This is a genomic window from Ruegeria sp. HKCCSP351, assembly GCF_017872535.1.
GTDB lineage: Bacteria > Pseudomonadota > Alphaproteobacteria > Rhodobacterales > Rhodobacteraceae > Ruegeria.
On sequence record NZ_JAEDOV010000002.1, the window covers coordinates 132,748 to 148,784 of the forward strand.

General features: G+C 56.2%; 19 protein-coding genes. 9 read left to right on the plus strand and 10 right to left on the minus strand.

All coding sequences use genetic code 11. The features are described 5' to 3' along the window. Window positions 1–91 precede the first annotated feature (91 nt). Window positions 92–1,306, plus strand: a complete 1,215-nt coding sequence (locus I9182_RS04780; RefSeq protein ID WP_209596895.1) for an aminotransferase class I/II-fold pyridoxal phosphate-dependent enzyme — start codon at window positions 92–94, stop codon at window positions 1,304–1,306. 48 nt (window positions 1,307–1,354) lie between these two features. Here the strand turns inward: I9182_RS04780 and phaR are convergent, their stop codons facing one another. The 3 genes from phaR to phaC form a co-directional block, all read right to left on the minus strand. After that, window positions 1,355–1,906, minus strand: coding sequence for a polyhydroxyalkanoate synthesis repressor PhaR (gene phaR / locus I9182_RS04785; protein ID WP_209503428.1), 552 nt, complete (start codon window positions 1,904–1,906; stop codon window positions 1,355–1,357). A gap of 135 nt (window positions 1,907–2,041) precedes the next feature. Then, window positions 2,042–2,488: a phasin family protein gene (locus I9182_RS04790; RefSeq protein WP_209503426.1), complete on the minus strand. Its 447-nt coding sequence runs from the start codon at window positions 2,486–2,488 to the stop codon at window positions 2,042–2,044. 130 nt (window positions 2,489–2,618) lie between these two features. After that, window positions 2,619–4,421, minus strand: a complete 1,803-nt coding sequence (phaC, locus tag I9182_RS04795; RefSeq protein WP_209596897.1) for a class I poly(R)-hydroxyalkanoic acid synthase — start codon at window positions 4,419–4,421, stop codon at window positions 2,619–2,621. A gap of 111 nt (window positions 4,422–4,532) precedes the next feature. On the opposite strand from phaC, the gene phaZ reads away from it, so the two are divergent. Both phaZ and I9182_RS04805 read left to right on the plus strand, forming a co-directional pair. Continuing rightward, window positions 4,533–5,804, plus strand: coding sequence for a polyhydroxyalkanoate depolymerase (gene phaZ, locus I9182_RS04800; RefSeq protein ID WP_209503422.1), 1,272 nt, complete (start codon window positions 4,533–4,535; stop codon window positions 5,802–5,804). A 5-nt stretch (window positions 5,805–5,809) separates the two neighbouring features. Then, window positions 5,810–6,397 (plus strand): DUF6151 family protein, encoded by a 588-nt coding sequence (locus I9182_RS04805; protein ID WP_209596899.1) that lies wholly within the window; start codon window positions 5,810–5,812, stop codon window positions 6,395–6,397. A gap of 11 nt (window positions 6,398–6,408) precedes the next feature. Here the strand turns inward: I9182_RS04805 and I9182_RS04810 are convergent, their stop codons facing one another. From I9182_RS04810 to I9182_RS04825, 4 genes are all read right to left on the minus strand, one after another. Continuing rightward, window positions 6,409–7,104, minus strand: coding sequence for an alpha/beta fold hydrolase (locus I9182_RS04810; protein WP_209596901.1), 696 nt, complete (start codon window positions 7,102–7,104; stop codon window positions 6,409–6,411). An 83-nt stretch (window positions 7,105–7,187) separates the two neighbouring features. Continuing rightward, window positions 7,188–7,802: a hypothetical protein gene (locus tag I9182_RS04815; RefSeq protein WP_209504858.1), complete on the minus strand. Its 615-nt coding sequence runs from the start codon at window positions 7,800–7,802 to the stop codon at window positions 7,188–7,190. 41 nt (window positions 7,803–7,843) lie between these two features. Then, the gene (locus tag I9182_RS04820; protein WP_209503415.1) at window positions 7,844–8,836 is read right to left on the minus strand and encodes an alpha/beta fold hydrolase; all 993 of its coding nucleotides are present in this window, start codon (window positions 8,834–8,836) and stop codon (window positions 7,844–7,846) included. Then, window positions 8,836–9,585 (minus strand): alpha/beta fold hydrolase, encoded by a 750-nt coding sequence (locus I9182_RS04825; RefSeq protein ID WP_209596903.1) that lies wholly within the window; start codon window positions 9,583–9,585, stop codon window positions 8,836–8,838. Before I9182_RS04825 ends, I9182_RS04820 begins: the two co-directional genes overlap by 1 nt. Before the next feature lie 194 nt (window positions 9,586–9,779). Here I9182_RS04825 and thrS point away from each other — a divergent pair, with 194 nt between their 5' ends. From thrS to I9182_RS04850, 5 genes are all read left to right on the plus strand, one after another. Then, window positions 9,780–11,738: a threonine--tRNA ligase gene (gene thrS, locus I9182_RS04830; RefSeq protein WP_209503412.1), complete on the plus strand. Its 1,959-nt coding sequence runs from the start codon at window positions 9,780–9,782 to the stop codon at window positions 11,736–11,738. Window positions 11,739–11,959: 221 nt separating this feature from the next. Further along, window positions 11,960–12,262: a DUF2282 domain-containing protein gene (locus tag I9182_RS04835; protein WP_209503410.1), complete on the plus strand. Its 303-nt coding sequence runs from the start codon at window positions 11,960–11,962 to the stop codon at window positions 12,260–12,262. A 72-nt stretch (window positions 12,263–12,334) separates the two neighbouring features. Then, window positions 12,335–13,192, plus strand: coding sequence for a DUF692 domain-containing protein (locus I9182_RS04840; protein ID WP_209596905.1), 858 nt, complete (start codon window positions 12,335–12,337; stop codon window positions 13,190–13,192). Continuing rightward, window positions 13,189–13,950: a DNA-binding domain-containing protein gene (locus tag I9182_RS04845; protein ID WP_209596907.1), complete on the plus strand. Its 762-nt coding sequence runs from the start codon at window positions 13,189–13,191 to the stop codon at window positions 13,948–13,950. Before I9182_RS04840 ends, I9182_RS04845 begins: the two co-directional genes overlap by 4 nt. Continuing rightward, window positions 13,947–14,465 carry a hypothetical protein gene (locus I9182_RS04850; protein WP_209596908.1) on the plus strand — a complete coding sequence of 173 codons (519 nt, stop codon included), beginning with the start codon at window positions 13,947–13,949 and terminating at the stop codon, window positions 14,463–14,465. The genes I9182_RS04845 and I9182_RS04850 overlap by 4 nt, the downstream gene beginning before the upstream one ends. Before the next feature lies 1 nt (window position 14,466). On the opposite strand, the gene I9182_RS04855 is transcribed toward I9182_RS04850, so the two are convergent. After that, the gene (locus tag I9182_RS04855) at window positions 14,467–14,835 is read right to left on the minus strand and encodes a hypothetical protein (protein WP_209596910.1); all 369 of its coding nucleotides are present in this window, start codon (window positions 14,833–14,835) and stop codon (window positions 14,467–14,469) included. 41 nt (window positions 14,836–14,876) lie between these two features. After that, entirely contained in the window at window positions 14,877–15,194 is a 318-nt protein-coding gene (locus I9182_RS04860) for an ArsC/Spx/MgsR family protein (protein ID WP_209596911.1), read from the minus strand. A 214-nt stretch (window positions 15,195–15,408) separates the two neighbouring features. On the opposite strand from I9182_RS04860, the gene I9182_RS04865 reads away from it, so the two are divergent. Then, complete coding sequence (locus I9182_RS04865) at window positions 15,409–15,615, plus strand: cold-shock protein (protein WP_008758035.1); 207 nt, start codon at window positions 15,409–15,411, stop codon at window positions 15,613–15,615. Between the two features lie 84 nt (window positions 15,616–15,699). Here I9182_RS04865 and I9182_RS04870 read toward each other — a convergent pair whose 3' ends face one another. Next, window positions 15,700–16,008 (minus strand): hypothetical protein, encoded by a 309-nt coding sequence (locus I9182_RS04870; protein WP_209503398.1) that lies wholly within the window; start codon window positions 16,006–16,008, stop codon window positions 15,700–15,702. Window positions 16,009–16,037: the final 29 nt, after the last annotated feature.

Below are 16,037 nucleotides of genomic sequence, written 5' to 3' on the forward strand. Positions count from 1 at the left end.
GGTAAATTTTCGCTGGCACGGCGATTGAGGGCTTGGATTGCCACCTGAATAGCTTTATCTTTACCAAAGATAGAATTCGGGAAATCCAAATATGACGCTTCCACCAAACGTTCATGACGCCGAACCCATCCCAGAAGCAGCAAAAGAAGCCATCGACGCCCTGATGCAGTCGGGCGACTTGTTTCGCTATACCGCCCCGCAAGATGCCCCGGTGGCTTTGCTGGAGGCCGAGTTTGCCGAACTGCTGGGCACAAAATACGCTCTCGCTGTTTCATCCTGCTCTGCTGCGCTGTTCCTGTCGCTCAAGGCACTGGGTCTGCCGCGCGATGCGCGCGTCCTGATCCCCGGCTTCACTTTTGCGGCGGTTCCCTCGTCAGTCATCCACGCGGACTGCATTCCGGTTCTGTGCGAAGTAGGTGAGAATTATCGCATCGACATGGCCGATTTCGAGGCCAAGTTGGATAGTGTTCAGGCGGTGATCATCAGCCACATGCGCGGCCACACATCTGATATGGACGCGATCATGGCGCTGTGTGACGCGCGTGACATCCCGGTGATCGAAGACGCCGCACATTCGCTGGGCACAACCTGGCATGGCAAAAATATCGGCACCATCGGCAAGGTCGGCTGTTTCTCGTTTCAGTCCTACAAGATGATCAATGCGGGCGAAGGCGGTATTCTGATCTCAAACGATGCTGATCTGGTGGCCCGTGCCGTCATCATGTCGGGCGCGTACGAACATAACTGGAAGAAACACAAAGGACCGCACGGTGACAACTCGCCCGAGTTGGAAGAGGCCTTCGTCCGCTGGCAGAACAAGCTGCCGCTTTATAACCTGCGTTTAAACAACCTGAGCGCCGCTGTGATCCGCCCGCAGATCCCGGAACTGGCCCGTCGTGTCCGCGATGGTCTGGCGAACCACGACTATGTTGCCGGGCGCTTGAATACCTCACCGCATATCGACGTGCCCGCGCCACTGCCCCCCGAGCAGCGCGCGCCGGATTCGATTCAGTTCAATCTGGTTGGGTTGCAGGAACACGAGATTCGCGCATTTGCCGCCGCAGCCGAGGCGCGCGGCGTCAAAGTTCAGGTCTTTGGCCTGAGCCAGGACAATGCACGCGCCTTCTGGAACTGGCAATTCCTGCCGGAAACGCTCGAGCTGCCGCAAACACGTGACATGCTGATGAAAGCGTGTGACGTCCGACTGCCCGTACGCCTGACACGCGCAGAGCTGGACGTGATCGCGGATATTCTGCTGGCCGCCGTCGGCGAAGTGACCGGCCCAATGCCGGTCTACGGCACCTGAGACTAAAACTGGCCCACTTAATTGGTGGGCCTTATACTCGGGCTCAATTCAATTCAGCTTTGAAAGCTTCTGTTGTAGTTCAGCTAACTGCTTCTTGATATCGTCAAGATCCTCTTTCGGCTTTGACTTTTCGCTTTCCTTCTCTGGCGAGGACCATCTGCCAGACAACCCACCTGTCATAGCCTTCAAAAATGCCTGCTGCTGTGCTTGCAACGCGTCAAAACCCGGCATCTGAGACATCGGGTTCATGGCATTCATGTTTTCCATCATCTTGCTTTGGCTTTCGCGCAGCATCTCGAACGAGCTTTGCAGGAATTGTGGCATCATGCCTCCGCCCGGCAGCATGTAACTGCGCACCAGGTCGTTAAGAACATTGACAGGCAGCACATTCTCGCCGCGGCTTTCATGTTCGGCAATGATTTGCAGCAGATACTGCCGTGTCAGGTCGTCGCCAGACTTCAGGTCGATAATCTGTACTTCGCGCCCGTCGCGGATGAACCCCGCGATATCTTCGAGCGTCACGTAATCGCTGGTCTCGGTGTTATACAGCCGACGGCTGGCATAGCGCTTGATCAGCAGCGGTTTTTCTTGGTCCGACACCGGGTTCCCTCCCCAAGGATGATGCGTTGCAGCACAGGTTATGCGAGTGCAGCACAAAAAGAAAGGGCAGGTCAATGGACCTGCCCAACGCGATTGCACCTATAGGGAGGGTCGGGTGCGTTTCGCTGACTTTTCTTACTTCGCAGCAGCAGCTTTTTTAGCGGCTGTGGTCACGTCGTTGGTTGCTTTTTTTACAGCGGCGGATGCTTCTTCCGCAGCTTCTTTACCAGCAGCCATCAGCAGTTCGACGGTTTCGGTCTGAACTTTTTTCGCGATTTCTGCGAAAGCGGCCATGTTCTCGGCTGCAACTTCAGCAGACGCGCTTGCGAAATCGGTTGCTGCTTTTGCGTAGTCGGCAGGCTCTGCCTTGGCTTTCGACATCTCGGTCAGTTTGGCCAGCGTGTCTTTGGTCCATTTGCTCGAGATCTCTGCCGATTTCTCAGCGGCTTCCAGAGCAACGCCCGACAGCTTTTCGTTCAGCGAAGCGGTCGATTTGAATGCGCCTTCCATTGCGGTTGTGTCCACAGGGAATGCACCCATCATGTCTTTCATGATCGCGGTAAAGTCTTGGGTCTTAGCCATTGTCTTAATCCTTTTAGCCAGTCCGGGCCCACCCCGGGTTTCATCAGCTTGAGGACAATATGATTGCTGCAACGCAGCATTGCAAGTTTTTTTTGCTGCGCTGCAGAAATAATTAAGTTTCAGAATGAAATCAGGCGTTTGGTTTTGCCACTACATACGTTCCGGGTGCAGCAGCCAGGCTCGGGTGCTTCGAATCGCCCGGTTCACGGGCCGGTACCTGCTTGCCTGAACGTTTCTTCAGCCAAGCATCCCACATGGGCCACCATGACCCTTCATGAAAATCGGCTTCCTTTAACCAGGTGGCGGCGTCTGGTTTCAAATCCGGGTTGGTGTAATGCCCGTACTTTTTCTTGCTGGGCGGGTTCACGATACCCGCAATATGACCCGACTCGGAAACCACGAAAGTTTTTGATCGCGAGCCCATCTTTTGCACACCGCGATAACAATCTTTCCACGCCGCGATGTGATCGGTTTCGCATGTGATGGCCATCAGGGGCACATCAACGTCACCAAGCTTCAGCTTATGCCCCAGCAACTCAAAGCCATCGGTGGCGAATTCGTTGCGCTGACATAACCCACGCAAGTACTCAACCGCCATTTTCGCAGGCAGGTTGGCCCCGTCTCCGTTCCAGTACAGCAAATCAAAGGCCGGGGGCACTTCACCCATCATATAGCTGCGAATGGCCGGGCCATAAATCAGGTCACGTGATCTCAGGAACGACATTGTGCGCGCCATGATCCACGACCGCAGAACACCTTCCTTTTTCACTTCTTCTTCGATTCCGTCGATAAAATCGTTTTGAAGGAAGGGCGTGAACTCTCCCTGATCGGAAAAATCCGTCAATGCGGTGAACAGAGTCGCCGATTTGACCGACTTGTCTCCTCGTTGTTTCAGCAGTGACAGCGTCAGGCTCAGGGTGGTGCCCGCGATGCAATACCCCACAGCGTTGACCTGTTTGACCTTGCAAATCTTCTTGGCCGTCTCGATTGCAGTCAGGAAACCATCCTGAATGTAGTCTTCCATGCCTGTTTCGGCATAGCTTTCGTCCGGATTGACCCAGCTCACAACAAACAGGGTATATCCCTGCTCGGTGATCCATTTGATCATGCTGTTCTGGGCTTTCAGGTCCAGAATATAGAACTTGTTGATCCAGGGCGGGAACAGGACAATCGGAGTCTCATAAACCGTTTCGGTCGCCGGCTTGTACTGAATCAGTTCCATCATCCGGTTGCGAAAAACCACCTCCCCCGGCGTCGTCGCCAGGTTACCGCCGACCTCAAAGGCACTTTCATCTGCCAGTTTGACGACCAGTTCTCCGTTATTGGCCTCAAGATCTGACACAAGGTTTTCCAACCCCTTGATCAGTGACTGGCCCTCGGTTTCGACCGCTTTTTGCAAGGCATCCGGGTTGGTCGCCAGGAAATTTGTCGGCGCCATCATGTCGACGATTTGTTGCGAGAAATACTGCAGCCGCCTTTTGTCCTTGGCATCCAGATCGTCCACGGACGCAACAGCCTGCGCGATCGCTTGCGCATTGGTCTGGTATTGCTGGCGGATCAGACGGAAATAGGGGTTAGTTTCCCAAAGAGGGTTCGAAAATCGCTTGTCTTCTGGCTTGGGTGCTTCGTCTTCCGCGTCAGACGCAGTCAGCGCTTTCTGCGCCTCGGCAAAGTTCAGCACTGACTTGCCCCAGAATTCTATCTGCTGTTCCAGTAATTTGGCGGGATTTTGCCAAGCCTCGGCCCAATAGGCACTTGCTGCTCGTGCGAAAAGCTCTTGATTCGGGCCGTCCAGCGCGGGAGTGTGGGGCCGTTTTACAGCCATGACCTCAATCAGGCGCTTCGATAACTTCTCGACCTTATCCATATTTTCTTTAAGGCGTTCAATGTGTTCTTCGGATACGTCTGGCATGTGGTCTTCACTAGTTGTCATTTTAACAATTCCCCCCTAACCTCGCTGCTATGCAGAATAACGTCGTGGGTGCTGGGGGGCAAAGCGACGAATGGTCCGAACTATCAGGCTGACACTCAGGAGGCCCCGTTTATGCGCTATATGATGACCTACGACCTGATGGAAACTGCGCGAAACACCAACCAATGGCTTGGTGCAACCGCCAGCGCGATGGCGTCTTATCCGATGTTTTCGATGGTGCCGAACCCCGCATTCAACTGGATGGCCGCCTGGGGCGAGGTTACCGAGCGTACGTTCCAGCGGATGGTTGCAAAGCCCGATTGGGGTATTCGCACGTTCACCTGCGAAGATGGCAAGGATCATCTGGTTGAAATCACGACTGTTCTGGAACGCCCTTTTGGTGATCTGGTACATTTCCGCGTCAATGGCCGGAAAGAACAACCCCGCAAAGTGCTGTTGGTTGCCCCGATGTCCGGGCACTATGCAACGTTGCTGCGCTCGACGGTCAAAAGCCTTCTGGTCAATTGCGAAGTCTACATCACCGATTGGCATAATGCGCGCGATATCCCTGTGTCCGCAGGTAAATTCGATGTCGAAGACTACACGCTCTACCTTGTAGATTTTATGAAAGAGCTTGGACCGGACACCCATGTTGTTGCCGTTTGCCAACCTGCGCCTCTGACATTGGCCGCAACGGCATACCTGGCCGAAATCGAACCCAAAGCGCAGCCAAGCACTCTGACGCTGATTGGTGGCCCCGTCGATCCGGACGCAACGCCGACCGATGTGACAGACTTTGGCCGTCGCGTCACCATGGGCCAGTTGGAAGAAACAATGATCCAGCGCGTTGGCTTCAAGTACAAAGGCGTTGGACGTATGGTCTATCCGGGTCTGCTGCAATTGGCCTCGTTCATGTCCATGAATGCAGATCGTCACTCCAAAGCGTTTTCCGACCAGATTCAGCGCGTCATGCGGGACGAGGCCTCAGATCAGGATGCGCATAACCGCTTCTACGACGAATACCTGGCCGTTATGGACATGACAGCCGAGTTCTATCTTTCGACGGTCGAGCGGGTCTTTAAGAATCGAGAGATCGCGAGAAACGAGTTCGTGGTCGCGGGGCACAAGGTGGACATCAGTAAGATTACCGATGTTGCGGTGAAGACTGTCGAAGGTGCAAATGATGACATTTCCGCACCCGGCCAGTGTATTGCTGCGCTGGATTTGTGCACCGGCCTGCCCGACAGCAAAAAGGCAAGCCACGTTGAACCCGGCGCCGGTCACTATGGTATCTTCGCAGGCCGCAGCTGGCGCGACAACATTCGTCCTCTTGTGATTGATTTCATGAACGAAAATACGCGGAAACCAAACCGTCGCGCGGCCAATTCCAACAAGGTTGCCTAACCGAAATGAGTGGGTCAGCGCAAAATGGCCTCACCTTTTCCTGCCAATGCGGCAACTTGCAGGGACGTATTTCACCCCGCGGTGTTCAGCAAGGGACACATGTTGAGTGTTTCTGCCACGATTGCCGGGCCGCTCAACTATATTTCAAGCAACCTGACCCGGCACCTGGGCCTGTCGAGATTTTTCAGATCGCACCGGATGCGATCGAAATCAGCACCGGAAGTCAGTATCTTGCGGCGATGCAACTCAGCCCCAAGGGCATGCTGCGTTGGTACGCCAGTTGCTGTAACGCACCTTTGGCGGCAACGCCCAAAACCGCGAAACTCCCGTTTGCTGGCGTTATCGTCGGCAGGGTTGCGGGAGGTGCTTCGGCGCTTGGGCCCGTCACGACACGTGGATTTGTTCCCCAACCGAACGGAAAGCAAAAGCACGAAAATCCCGGCCCCGCTATTTTTGGACTGTTGCGCAGGGCCGTCGGATCGCGCCTGTCTGGGCGATGGAAGAACACACCGTTTTTCGACCGAGAAACCGGTAAACCCGTAGTGACGCCAACTGTCATTTCAAAGACCGAACGCGCGACGCTTTTCCAGTAATCAAACCGTTGCTAGGCGTCCAACCAGGCTTGCAGCGCCTCATTGACGATGTCGGGCGTTTCGAGGGTCGGCAAGTGACCGGCCTTTTCAATAACCAGCAGTTCCGCTCCGGGAATGAGCTCTGCCATGAAAGAATGTCGTTTAACCGGTGTCAGAGTGTCATGCGCACCGCACAGAACCAACGTGGGCACCTTGATGCGGCGCAATGCGGCCTGTTGATCCGGGCGTCGTTGCAGGGCACGCATCTGACGCACGAAGGTTTCAACACCCAAATCCTGTGCCATTGCCAGCAAGCAGTTCAGGATGGGAATACGCTGCGGGCCCGGTGCCAGCGTGTCGGACCCCACAAGTTTCCGCATGACCTCCTCCAACCGGCCACCCTGCGCGCCAATGATCAGGTCTTCGCGACCGGCGGCAATTTGAGGCGTGTCCGCCTGCGCATCAGTTGCCATCAGGCACAGGCGTGACACACGTTCCGGGGCCCGGCGGATCAGCTCTAACGCCACCACACCACCCATGCTTAAACCAGCCAGTGCAAACCGATGTGGAAGTTGGTCCAATAGACCCGAGGCGATCTCTTCGATACGCTCACCTGCTGAGAGCGGCGCAACGGTTACGGGTCGCGTCTGCGAAAACACCTCGATCTGAGGGCGATACAGTCGGGCATCGCACATCAGTCCAGGTAGCAGTACCAGCGGCTCGATCACGCGGGGGCTCCATATGCTCGGTAATCCGAGCCCTTGGGTTTGTAGTCAGGTTGAGAGTTTATCACATTCAAACAAGCGGAACGTCACGGATAGGCGATTGCCCGAAAAGCCGGAAAGTCAGCATAGCGGGACCGCCGTGAAGCCGCACTTTCCTCGGGCTCAGCGCCCGGTTTCAGCAGGCATCCGCGTGGCGCAATGTAGCTGTCAATCCGGCGCTGCGGTTTCGGGCGCCACACTAAATTGAAAGAGCAGAGTTTCGGAAAAAACCAGATCTCGGAATAATCCAAGTGATCATGCATCCACCATGCCAGATCCCGCCAATCCCGGCCCTGCGCATGCTGATCTGCAAACCACGGAATTACAACAGACGCCCCGGCAATCCGCGCATCCCCGTCCCCACGATCCCAGATGTGGCATTCCAACGGGTGATCATTCCGGGCGCAGTTCAGTTTGTTTTCATTGCCAAACCTGTTTAGCGACGGTGAGCGATAGCCTGAGCGCACAGCGATCCTGCCAAAGGTCTCTTCCAGCGGGTCCAGCAGAGTTTCGCAGAACGCGCGTCCCGTCTCGATAGCCAGATCAGGATTGTCTGGAATGTTCTGTTTCTGGTGAAAGTTCCCGATCTCGGAATAGAGGAAATCGCGCATGAAGAAATACCGGGACAGACGAACGCGCCCCAAGGTCTCAAGGCTCCACATACTGCCCGGCTTTCGCATCGTCCCTCGACCCGAGGCTGCCATCATTCCACCCCCAGCCCTTTTAGCCAATCCAGAATACCGGCCACAGCCGCGCCGGTCTGCCCTGGCGACATCAGGCGGCCAGCTATGACATGAGATGACGGATCATCCTCGGGGCCCATTGTCACCAATTTGACGGATGCTGGCGCACCCCACGCTTCGGCGACCTCGTGTGTGCGGTCAGGGCGCACCACCTGATCGTTGTCCGAGAACCAGAACAGCACGGGCACCAGGGCATTCGAGAAATCCAGCGCATAGACTTTTTCGACCAGAACGGACATCGGAACGACCGACTCCCACGGATAGACAGTAGACCAATACTTGTTCTTTTCCGGGTTTGGCCCCGATACATCGCGTTCGTCCCCCATAAGGACCGGCAACCAATCCCTTGCCCACGGCAAAGTGGGGATCCAGGCCGCAGACGTGTTGACCCCAAAATTAGGTGAGACAAAGACCATGCCGACAACGTCTTCGCTGAGGCTGGCATCCAAAGCAGCGGCGGCTGCAAGCGTCGCACCGGTCGACGTTGAGATCACGATCACCTTGTCCCCAACAGCACGTGCGGCTGCCAATCCCTCGGCAGTGTCCAGCATCCAGCCCGAGGCAGTGCCTTCTGCCATGGCTGATCCGGTTCGCCCGTGACCTTGCAAGCGTGTGTAAACCAGATTGGCCCCCAGCGCGTCTGCCACAAGGTCCGGCACTGGCCGGGTTTCCTCGGAACTTGCTGAAAAGCCATGGATGTAAAGAACGGAATACGGGGTGCGCCGCTCGTTATAACCATCCTGCCAGATCACTCGTTTTTCGACACCCGGAACGATATCGTCAAACGCGGCTTCGGTGCTTTCGAAATAAACCTGTACGCCCTCACCAAACTTTCGAGGATCAAAGCTTGGGCTCAGGTTCACCTCTTCGCGCGGGCCAAACCAATAGATAAGGCCACCGACGGCAATCAACGCAAGGAACAAGCGCCCCAGAAGCCTTCCAAAACGCCGCATCACGCGTCTCCCAACACATCCAGAACCGCCGCCTCGATCATGCCAAGACATGCATCATCCGAGAACCTGTGATCGGCATCTTTGACCAAAAGAAGCTGCATGTCCGGCCCTGTTGCGTGGTCCAGCAACCGAACGGCCGTTTCAGTCGAAACGGCTGTATCCGCTGTTCCCTGTAGGAAACGAACCTTGAACGGCAGGTTCAACGTGTCGCGCAGTACAAGGCGCTGCCGCCCATCTTCGATCATCCGTTTGGTAACGATGTAAGGTTCCATGTAATCGGACGGCAACTCGACATGCCCGTCAGTTTCCAGGGCGGCTTTCTGGTTATCGGTGAATGAAGCCCAATAGCCATCTTCCGTGAAATCCGGCGCGGCGGCGATCGTGACCATACCTGCTATCCGGTCCGGCATGGCCTTGGCCAGCAAAAGCGCCTGCCACCCCCCCATGGACGAGCCGACAACGATCAGCGGCCCTTTGGTCAAGGCATCGACCGCAGCGACAGTATCCTCATGCCAATCCCCAATACACCCATCCGTGAACGCGCCAGAGCTTTCGCCATGGCCGGAATAATCAAACCGCAAAAAGGCCCGCCCCCGCGCCTGCGCCCAAGCTTCCAGATGGACTGCCTTGGTGCCTTCCATATCCGACATGAGCCCACCCAGAAAAACGATGGTCGGCCCTGCCCCTTCGGTCTTGTGATAAGCCAGTCGCCGCCCTTGTGCCGTTTCCAGAAAATCCGTCGCCGCCATGAAACCCTCTTACGCTTTGGGTAACATCATGCACGGCAGCCCGTTGGTCGCAATTCCCGAATTCGGGGCGTCGTGGCGTCAGTGACGGTCCCCTACGACCCTTGACAGGAAATGCTGCACCTGCCACATCAGCCAAACGCAAATAACCCGCAACCGGGCGTTCAGTGGGCGCCAAACCGACGAGGAGAGCCGACATGGCCCTGGATTCAAAATCCGTCTCTCTCACTTTCCCAGATGGCAATGCACGTTCATATGACGCAGGGGTTACGCCTGCGCAGGTGGCTGCCGATATTTCAAGTTCGCTGGCAAAAAAAGCCATCTCAGCCACCGTTGACGGCAAGCACTGGGACCTGCAATGGCCAATCGAAGCCGATGCACAGATTGCCATCCACACCATGAAGGATGACGTCCAGGCCAACGAGCTGATCCGCCACGATCTGGCCCACATCATGGCCCGCGCCGTGCAGGAAATCTGGCCTGCGACCAAGGTCACCATCGGACCCGTTATCGAAAACGGCTGGTATTATGACTTCGACCGGGACGAACCGTTCACGCCCGAAGATCTTGGTCTCATCGAGAAAAAGATGAAAGAGATCATCAACAAGCGCGACCCTGTCACCACCGAGGTTTGGGACCGCGAACGGGCCATCGAGTTCTACAAGGCCAATAACGAGCCCTACAAGGTCGAGCTGATCGAAGCCATTCCCGGGGATGAGCCGTTGCGCATGTACTGGCACGGCCACTGGCAGGATTTGTGCCGCGGTCCGCATCTGCAACATACCGGTCAGGTTCCCGGTGATGCGTTCAAGCTGATGTCCATCGCCGGTGCCTATTGGCGCGGCGACAGCAACCGCGCGATGCTGCAACGCATCTACGGCGTGGCCTTCACCGGCAAGGAAAAGCTGAAAGACCACCTGCATATGCTGGAAGAGGCCGCAAAGCGCGACCACCGCAAACTGGGCCGCGAGATGGACCTGTTTCACATGCAGGAAGAAGCCCCCGGTCAGATCTTCTGGCACCCCAATGGCTGGTCCATCTACACCCAGTTGCAGGATTACATGCGTCGTCAGCAGCGCAAGGGTGGGTATGTTGAGGTAAACACGCCGCAAGTCGTTGACCGGAAACTGTGGGAACGTTCAGGCCACTGGGACAAGTATCAGGAGAACATGTTCATCGTCGAAGTGGACGAGGAACATGCCCGTGAAAAGGCCGTCAACGCGCTCAAACCGATGAACTGCCCCTGCCATGTCGAGATTTTCAAGCAAGGCCTGAAATCCTATCGCGACCTGCCGCTGCGCATGGCCGAGTTCGGGTCGTGCAACCGGTACGAACCCTCTGGCGCGTTGCATGGCATCATGCGGGTGCGTGGGTTCACGCAGGACGACGCCCACATCTTTTCAACCGAAGAACAGATCGAGGCGGAGACCGCCGAATTCATCCGTTTCCTCAGTGTGATCTACAAGGATCTGGGATTCGAGGATTTTTCGGTGAAGTTCTCAGACCGTCCCGAAACCCGCGCCGGATCGGACGATGTCTGGGACAAGGCCGAAGCGGCGCTTTTGTCCGCCACCCGTGCCGCCGGGATCGAACCGGAACTGAACCCGGGCGAAGGTGCATTCTATGGTCCGAAACTGGAATTCGTGCTGACGGACGCCATCGGGCGTGACTGGCAATGCGGCACCTTCCAGGTCGATTTCGTTCTGCCCGAACGGCTGGATGCCACCTATATCGGCGCCGACGGGGCCAAGCACCGCCCGGTCATGCTGCACCGCGCAACACTTGGTTCGTTCGAACGCTTCATCGGTATCTTGATCGAGGAACACGCAGGCAAATTGCCGTTCTGGCTGGCCCCGCGTCAGGTCGTCGTCGCGTCCATCACGTCCGACGCGGACGACTATGTCACCGAAGTGGTCGAAACCCTGCGTGCTGCGGGTGTGCGGGCCGAGGCCGACATCCGCAATGAAAAGATCAACTATAAGGTCCGTGAGCATTCGGTCGGCAAAGTACCTGTAATTCTGGCCGTCGGTCACCGCGAAGTTGACGAACGCACCGTAAGCGTGCGGCGACTGGGTGAAAAACAGACCCAGGTACAACCGCTTGATGTTGTAACAAAAGAGCTGGCACACGCCGCCACCCCGCCAGATCTGCTGTAACAAACAGCACCATTTCCAAAAAAATCCGACCCCTCCTAAGGGGTCGGATTGTAACATTTCACCCTTTCTTCATCAAAAACAGTGTATTACGCTGCAAGGGGGCAGGCCGCCCCATGACGCGCTTGTGAGACACGGGCTCGTGAATTCAACTCTGCCCACCAAGCCACTACCTTTGTCATTGTCACAAGCAGACATACCCAGTCATCAAGAGGATTACCGAGATGTCGAACACAGCTAAGTCCCTGGTTATCGCAACCGCAGTCGCAGCCGCCGTATCGGGTGTCGCAACCACAGCAAGCGCACAGGCAAAAGAAAAGTGCTATGGCGTATCGCTGGCCGGTCAGAACGACTGTGCCGCAGGCCCCGGCACCACCTGCGCGGGCACCTCGACCGTTGATTATCAGGGCAACGCATGGACCTTGGTTGACGCAGGCACCTGCGCCGACATCGAATTGCCCGCGGAAGCAAACGGCACACCGCGCAAAGGTTCGCTGGAAGCGCTGGACCGCGACCTGCCGGCATAAGACTGGCCTGACGATTTCAAGGGGCGGGCACCATCGCCCGCCCTTTCCCTTTCGTGATCAAGGAACTGGCCCATGTTGGATGACACCCACCGGTCAAACCGCTTGCCCGCAGCGCCGGGCGTTGGTTACAAGCCGCAACACTTCGCTCAGATACTTGAACACGCACAGCCCGTCGCATGGTTGGAAATCCATGCCGAGAATTATATGGGCGACGGCGGGCGACCCTTGGCACAACTGCGCCACCTTTCCGAAAAGTTCCCAATCTCAGTCCATGGCGTTGGCCTGTCCATTGGTGGTGAAGGCGCGCTGGACTCCGATCATTTGGCCCGGTTGAAACACCTGGTCGGCTGGCTGAACCCTGCAAGCTTTTCCGAACATTTGGCCTGGTCTACCCATGACAGCCATTTCTACAACGATCTGCTGCCCCTGCCCTATACCGACGAAACTCTTGCGCGGGTTTGTGAACATATCGATCAGGTGCAGGACACCGTCGGGCGTCAGATGCTGCTGGAAAACCCGTCCAGCTATCTGGCCTTCGAGGAAAGCACCTGGTCCGAACCTGATTTTCTGAGGGAGATTGCCAAGCGCACCGGTTGCGGCTTGTTGCTGGACGTAAACAATGTCTTTGTCTCGGCCACCAATCTGGACTTCTCACCAAAAGGCTATATTGACACCTATCCGATTGAGAAGGTGTCGGAAATCCACCTTGGCGGCCATGATGAGGATGAAGACGATCACGGTCAACCGCTGTTGATCGACAGTCACGGACGTGAAGTGGTCGATCCGGTGTGGACCCTGCTGGATTATGTGCTGGAGCGTTCGGGGCCAAAACCCGTTCTGATCGAATGGGACACTGATGTGCCTGATTGGCCCGTTCTGCGGGATGAGGCCATTCGCGCGCAAACCGCACTGGACCGGATACCGGTATGAGCGTTTCTCAATCTGAATTCCGCGCGGCCATGATGGATGCGTCAGCGCCCGTTCCCGGTGGATTGCTGGACGGCGGTGCGCGACCGGCCGGTCGCAGGTTCAGCGTTTACCGTAACAACGTTGCGGTGTCGCTGACCGAAGCGATGCATCAGGCGTTTCCTGTGATTGCCAAATTGATAGGGGCGCAGAACATGGATGGGTTGGCCGGGATATTCCTGCGTCAGCACCCGCCCTCCTCTCCACTGATGATGTTTTATGGCGAGGCGTTTCCTGATTTTCTGGCAGGAATGCCCCAACTTGCCCATCTTGGATACCTGCCGGACGTGGCCCGGTTGGAGATTGCCTTGCGCAAGTCCTACCACGCCGCCGACAGCGAACCTGCACCGGCAGATGTTCTAGCCGTCGAACCCGAACAGGTCATGCAGGCCCGGTTGCAGTTTGCACCGGCCATGCAGGTGATCCGCTCAGACTGGCCAATTTTCGCGATCTGGCGATTTAACAGCGAAGAGAACGCACCGAAACCGAATGCCGGCGCAGAGGACGTGTTGATCACCCGCGCCGAATTCGATCCCACACCCAATCCACTTCCAGCGGGTGGTGCAGACTGGATCGCCTGTATGCAGGACGGTGACACAATCGGTGACGCATATGAAAAAACGACTGCCAAACTGACTGAATTTGATCTTGGAACCACTCTGGCACTGCTGTTGCAGGGCGGTGCAATAACCTCTGTGACTATCGAAAGGCCCGAGACATGACTGCTTTGATCTCAACCTACAATAACACCATGGGAAAACTGGACCTTGCCTCTGGCTGGTTGACCCCTACGCTGGCACGGCTGGTCTTTGTTGCGGTTCTTCTGGTCTATTACTGGAACTCGGCCATGCTGAAGATCGACGGATCGATCTTTTCGCCTTCGGCAGGTGCCTTTGGTCAGATATTCCCCAAAGCGGCCGAGGCTGTTCTGTATGACGTGTCCCAAATGACGTTCTTCCAACACATCGTCATCTTCATGGGAACGGTTGCCGAATTTGTGCTCCCGGCACTTCTTCTGGTTGGGCTGTTCTCGCGTCTTGCGGCTTTGGGCATGATCGGTTTTATCTGGGTGCAGACCCTTGTCGACGTCACCGGCCATGGCGTGAAACTGGGCAGCCTGTTCGACGCCGCGCCGTCCCTGATGGATCAGCGCACAATGTGGACCTTCCTGATGCTGGTGATCGTCATCAACGGCGCAGGGCCTATCTCGCTCGACCGGATAGTGCGCCTTAAGTAACTTAGAAATGCGCCTTGGGCTGGTCCGGTTTTCCCGCGGCCAGCCCAAGTACCCCGGCGATCCCGGCAAATGTGATCGGGAACATGGTGAAAACACCAAAGCCGAACGCGTAGTACATTGCAGCCGCTGACACCAGCAACAAAACCCCGGCTATCAACGCGCGCGCTGGCGCCATGGCCCCACCCGCGATTGCAAGCAAGGGCGCGATAATCGAAATGGCTTGCACCATATCGGGATTGTCGACCTGGCTTAGAACTCCGTCAATCTCGCCGACATGCTCAACCACGACCACCTTCGCATAGCCGAAGAACCCGACGATCATACCGATCAACCCGGCGATTACACCCAATAGCATTGCGGCATTACGCATTGAAAATCCTCATTGTTGCTTTCACGCAGATAAGCACCCGTTCAGGAAATGCCAAGCTGAGCACGGGTTTCAGTTGTCCAACCCAACAACAGCCTGCCATCGACTTCGATCAATGGGCGTTTCATCAGGGTCGGGTGCTCTTTCAAAAGCTCCAAAGGGGCCTTGGCACGCTGGGTTTCGTCCAATCCGCGCCATGTTGTCGATCTGGTATTAAGCAAGTCATTGCCGAACTCGGCAAAAGCCTGGGACAGCACCGAATCCGGAACGCCGTCGCTGCGCACATCAGAAAATTTGACGTCTGGCAGCGATTTCAATGCTTTGCGACAGGTGTCACAATTTTTCAATCCATAAAGTTGCATGTCTTTGACGCTCCTGCCTATGCTTTGATTTTAAGCAATCTTGCCCGCTTCTTGCGGTTATTCTTGATTTTTTACTTCACCGTGCAATGTTGAAAAAGGCGAAACACACGAATTGGACTGTTCAGCCAGTGCCAAAACATCTTTTTCGTGGTGACGCTGACCACAGCCCCCACCAATTTGTGGGACAATGCGTAAGTAGAAGGAGACACGGGACATGCCAACCGGCACCGTGAAATGGTTCAATACCACCAAAGGCTATGGATTTATTGCCCCTGACGAAGGGGGCAAAGATGTGTTTGTACATATCTCGGCCGTAGAACGGTCCGGCCTCACCGGACTCGCAGACAACCAAAAAGTTTCGTACGAGTTGCAGGACGGACGCGACGGCCGCCAAATGGCAGCTGATTTGAAACCACTGTAACAATATCCCGCTAAACACGCGGTAGATCATTAAGGATGACGGCCAATTTCCGGCCGTTATCCATCCCCCACCGGTTTCGTTCCATTACCCTCGCGCGGGCTTGGCGTCGGCGTGGGTGTTCCAGTTTTCGCCCATGGCAACGATGCAGGATGTGCCTGTCGCGTAGGTGACAACCATGGTCCAGTCTCCGTGCTGACTTGCCCAGACTTCCATAATCTGTTCCGGCCCGCGAACACCCGATGCGACGCGCCGCGCTCCGAACTGCCTTTCCAGTTTCTGGTGCAACCAGGGCGTCGGTTCGCACAAAACCTCGGCTATGGGTGACTCGGCCTGCGCAGGCAGGGCAAGACCAAGAAACAGACAAAACAGAGCAAGATGCAAAACGCGGGCCATGGAACAAGTGTAACAATTCCATGACGACA

Coding starts and splice junctions, on each gene's coding strand:
- I9182_RS04780 (WP_209596895.1), top strand. CDS start 92: ATGACGCTTCCACCAAACGTTCATGACGCCGAACCCATCCCAGAAGCA.
- I9182_RS04790 (WP_209503426.1), bottom strand. CDS start 2,488: ATGGCTAAGACCCAAGACTTTACCGCGATCATGAAAGACATGATGGGT.
- phaC (WP_209596897.1), bottom strand. CDS start 4,421: ATGACAACTAGTGAAGACCACATGCCAGACGTATCCGAAGAACACATT.
- phaZ (WP_209503422.1), top strand. CDS start 4,533: ATGCGCTATATGATGACCTACGACCTGATGGAAACTGCGCGAAACACC.
- I9182_RS04805 (WP_209596899.1), top strand. CDS start 5,810: ATGAGTGGGTCAGCGCAAAATGGCCTCACCTTTTCCTGCCAATGCGGC.
- I9182_RS04815 (WP_209504858.1), bottom strand. CDS start 7,802: ATGTGGAGCCTTGAGACCTTGGGGCGCGTTCGTCTGTCCCGGTATTTC.
- I9182_RS04820 (WP_209503415.1), bottom strand. CDS start 8,836: ATGCGGCGTTTTGGAAGGCTTCTGGGGCGCTTGTTCCTTGCGTTGATT.
- I9182_RS04825 (WP_209596903.1), bottom strand. CDS start 9,585: ATGGCGGCGACGGATTTTCTGGAAACGGCACAAGGGCGGCGACTGGCT.
- thrS (WP_209503412.1), top strand. CDS start 9,780: ATGGCCCTGGATTCAAAATCCGTCTCTCTCACTTTCCCAGATGGCAAT.
- I9182_RS04835 (WP_209503410.1), top strand. CDS start 11,960: ATGTCGAACACAGCTAAGTCCCTGGTTATCGCAACCGCAGTCGCAGCC.
- I9182_RS04840 (WP_209596905.1), top strand. CDS start 12,335: ATGTTGGATGACACCCACCGGTCAAACCGCTTGCCCGCAGCGCCGGGC.
- I9182_RS04845 (WP_209596907.1), top strand. CDS start 13,189: ATGAGCGTTTCTCAATCTGAATTCCGCGCGGCCATGATGGATGCGTCA.
- I9182_RS04850 (WP_209596908.1), top strand. CDS start 13,947: ATGACTGCTTTGATCTCAACCTACAATAACACCATGGGAAAACTGGAC.
- I9182_RS04855 (WP_209596910.1), bottom strand. CDS start 14,835: ATGCGTAATGCCGCAATGCTATTGGGTGTAATCGCCGGGTTGATCGGT.
- I9182_RS04860 (WP_209596911.1), bottom strand. CDS start 15,194: ATGCAACTTTATGGATTGAAAAATTGTGACACCTGTCGCAAAGCATTG.
- I9182_RS04865 (WP_008758035.1), top strand. CDS start 15,409: ATGCCAACCGGCACCGTGAAATGGTTCAATACCACCAAAGGCTATGGA.
- I9182_RS04870 (WP_209503398.1), bottom strand. CDS start 16,008: ATGGCCCGCGTTTTGCATCTTGCTCTGTTTTGTCTGTTTCTTGGTCTT.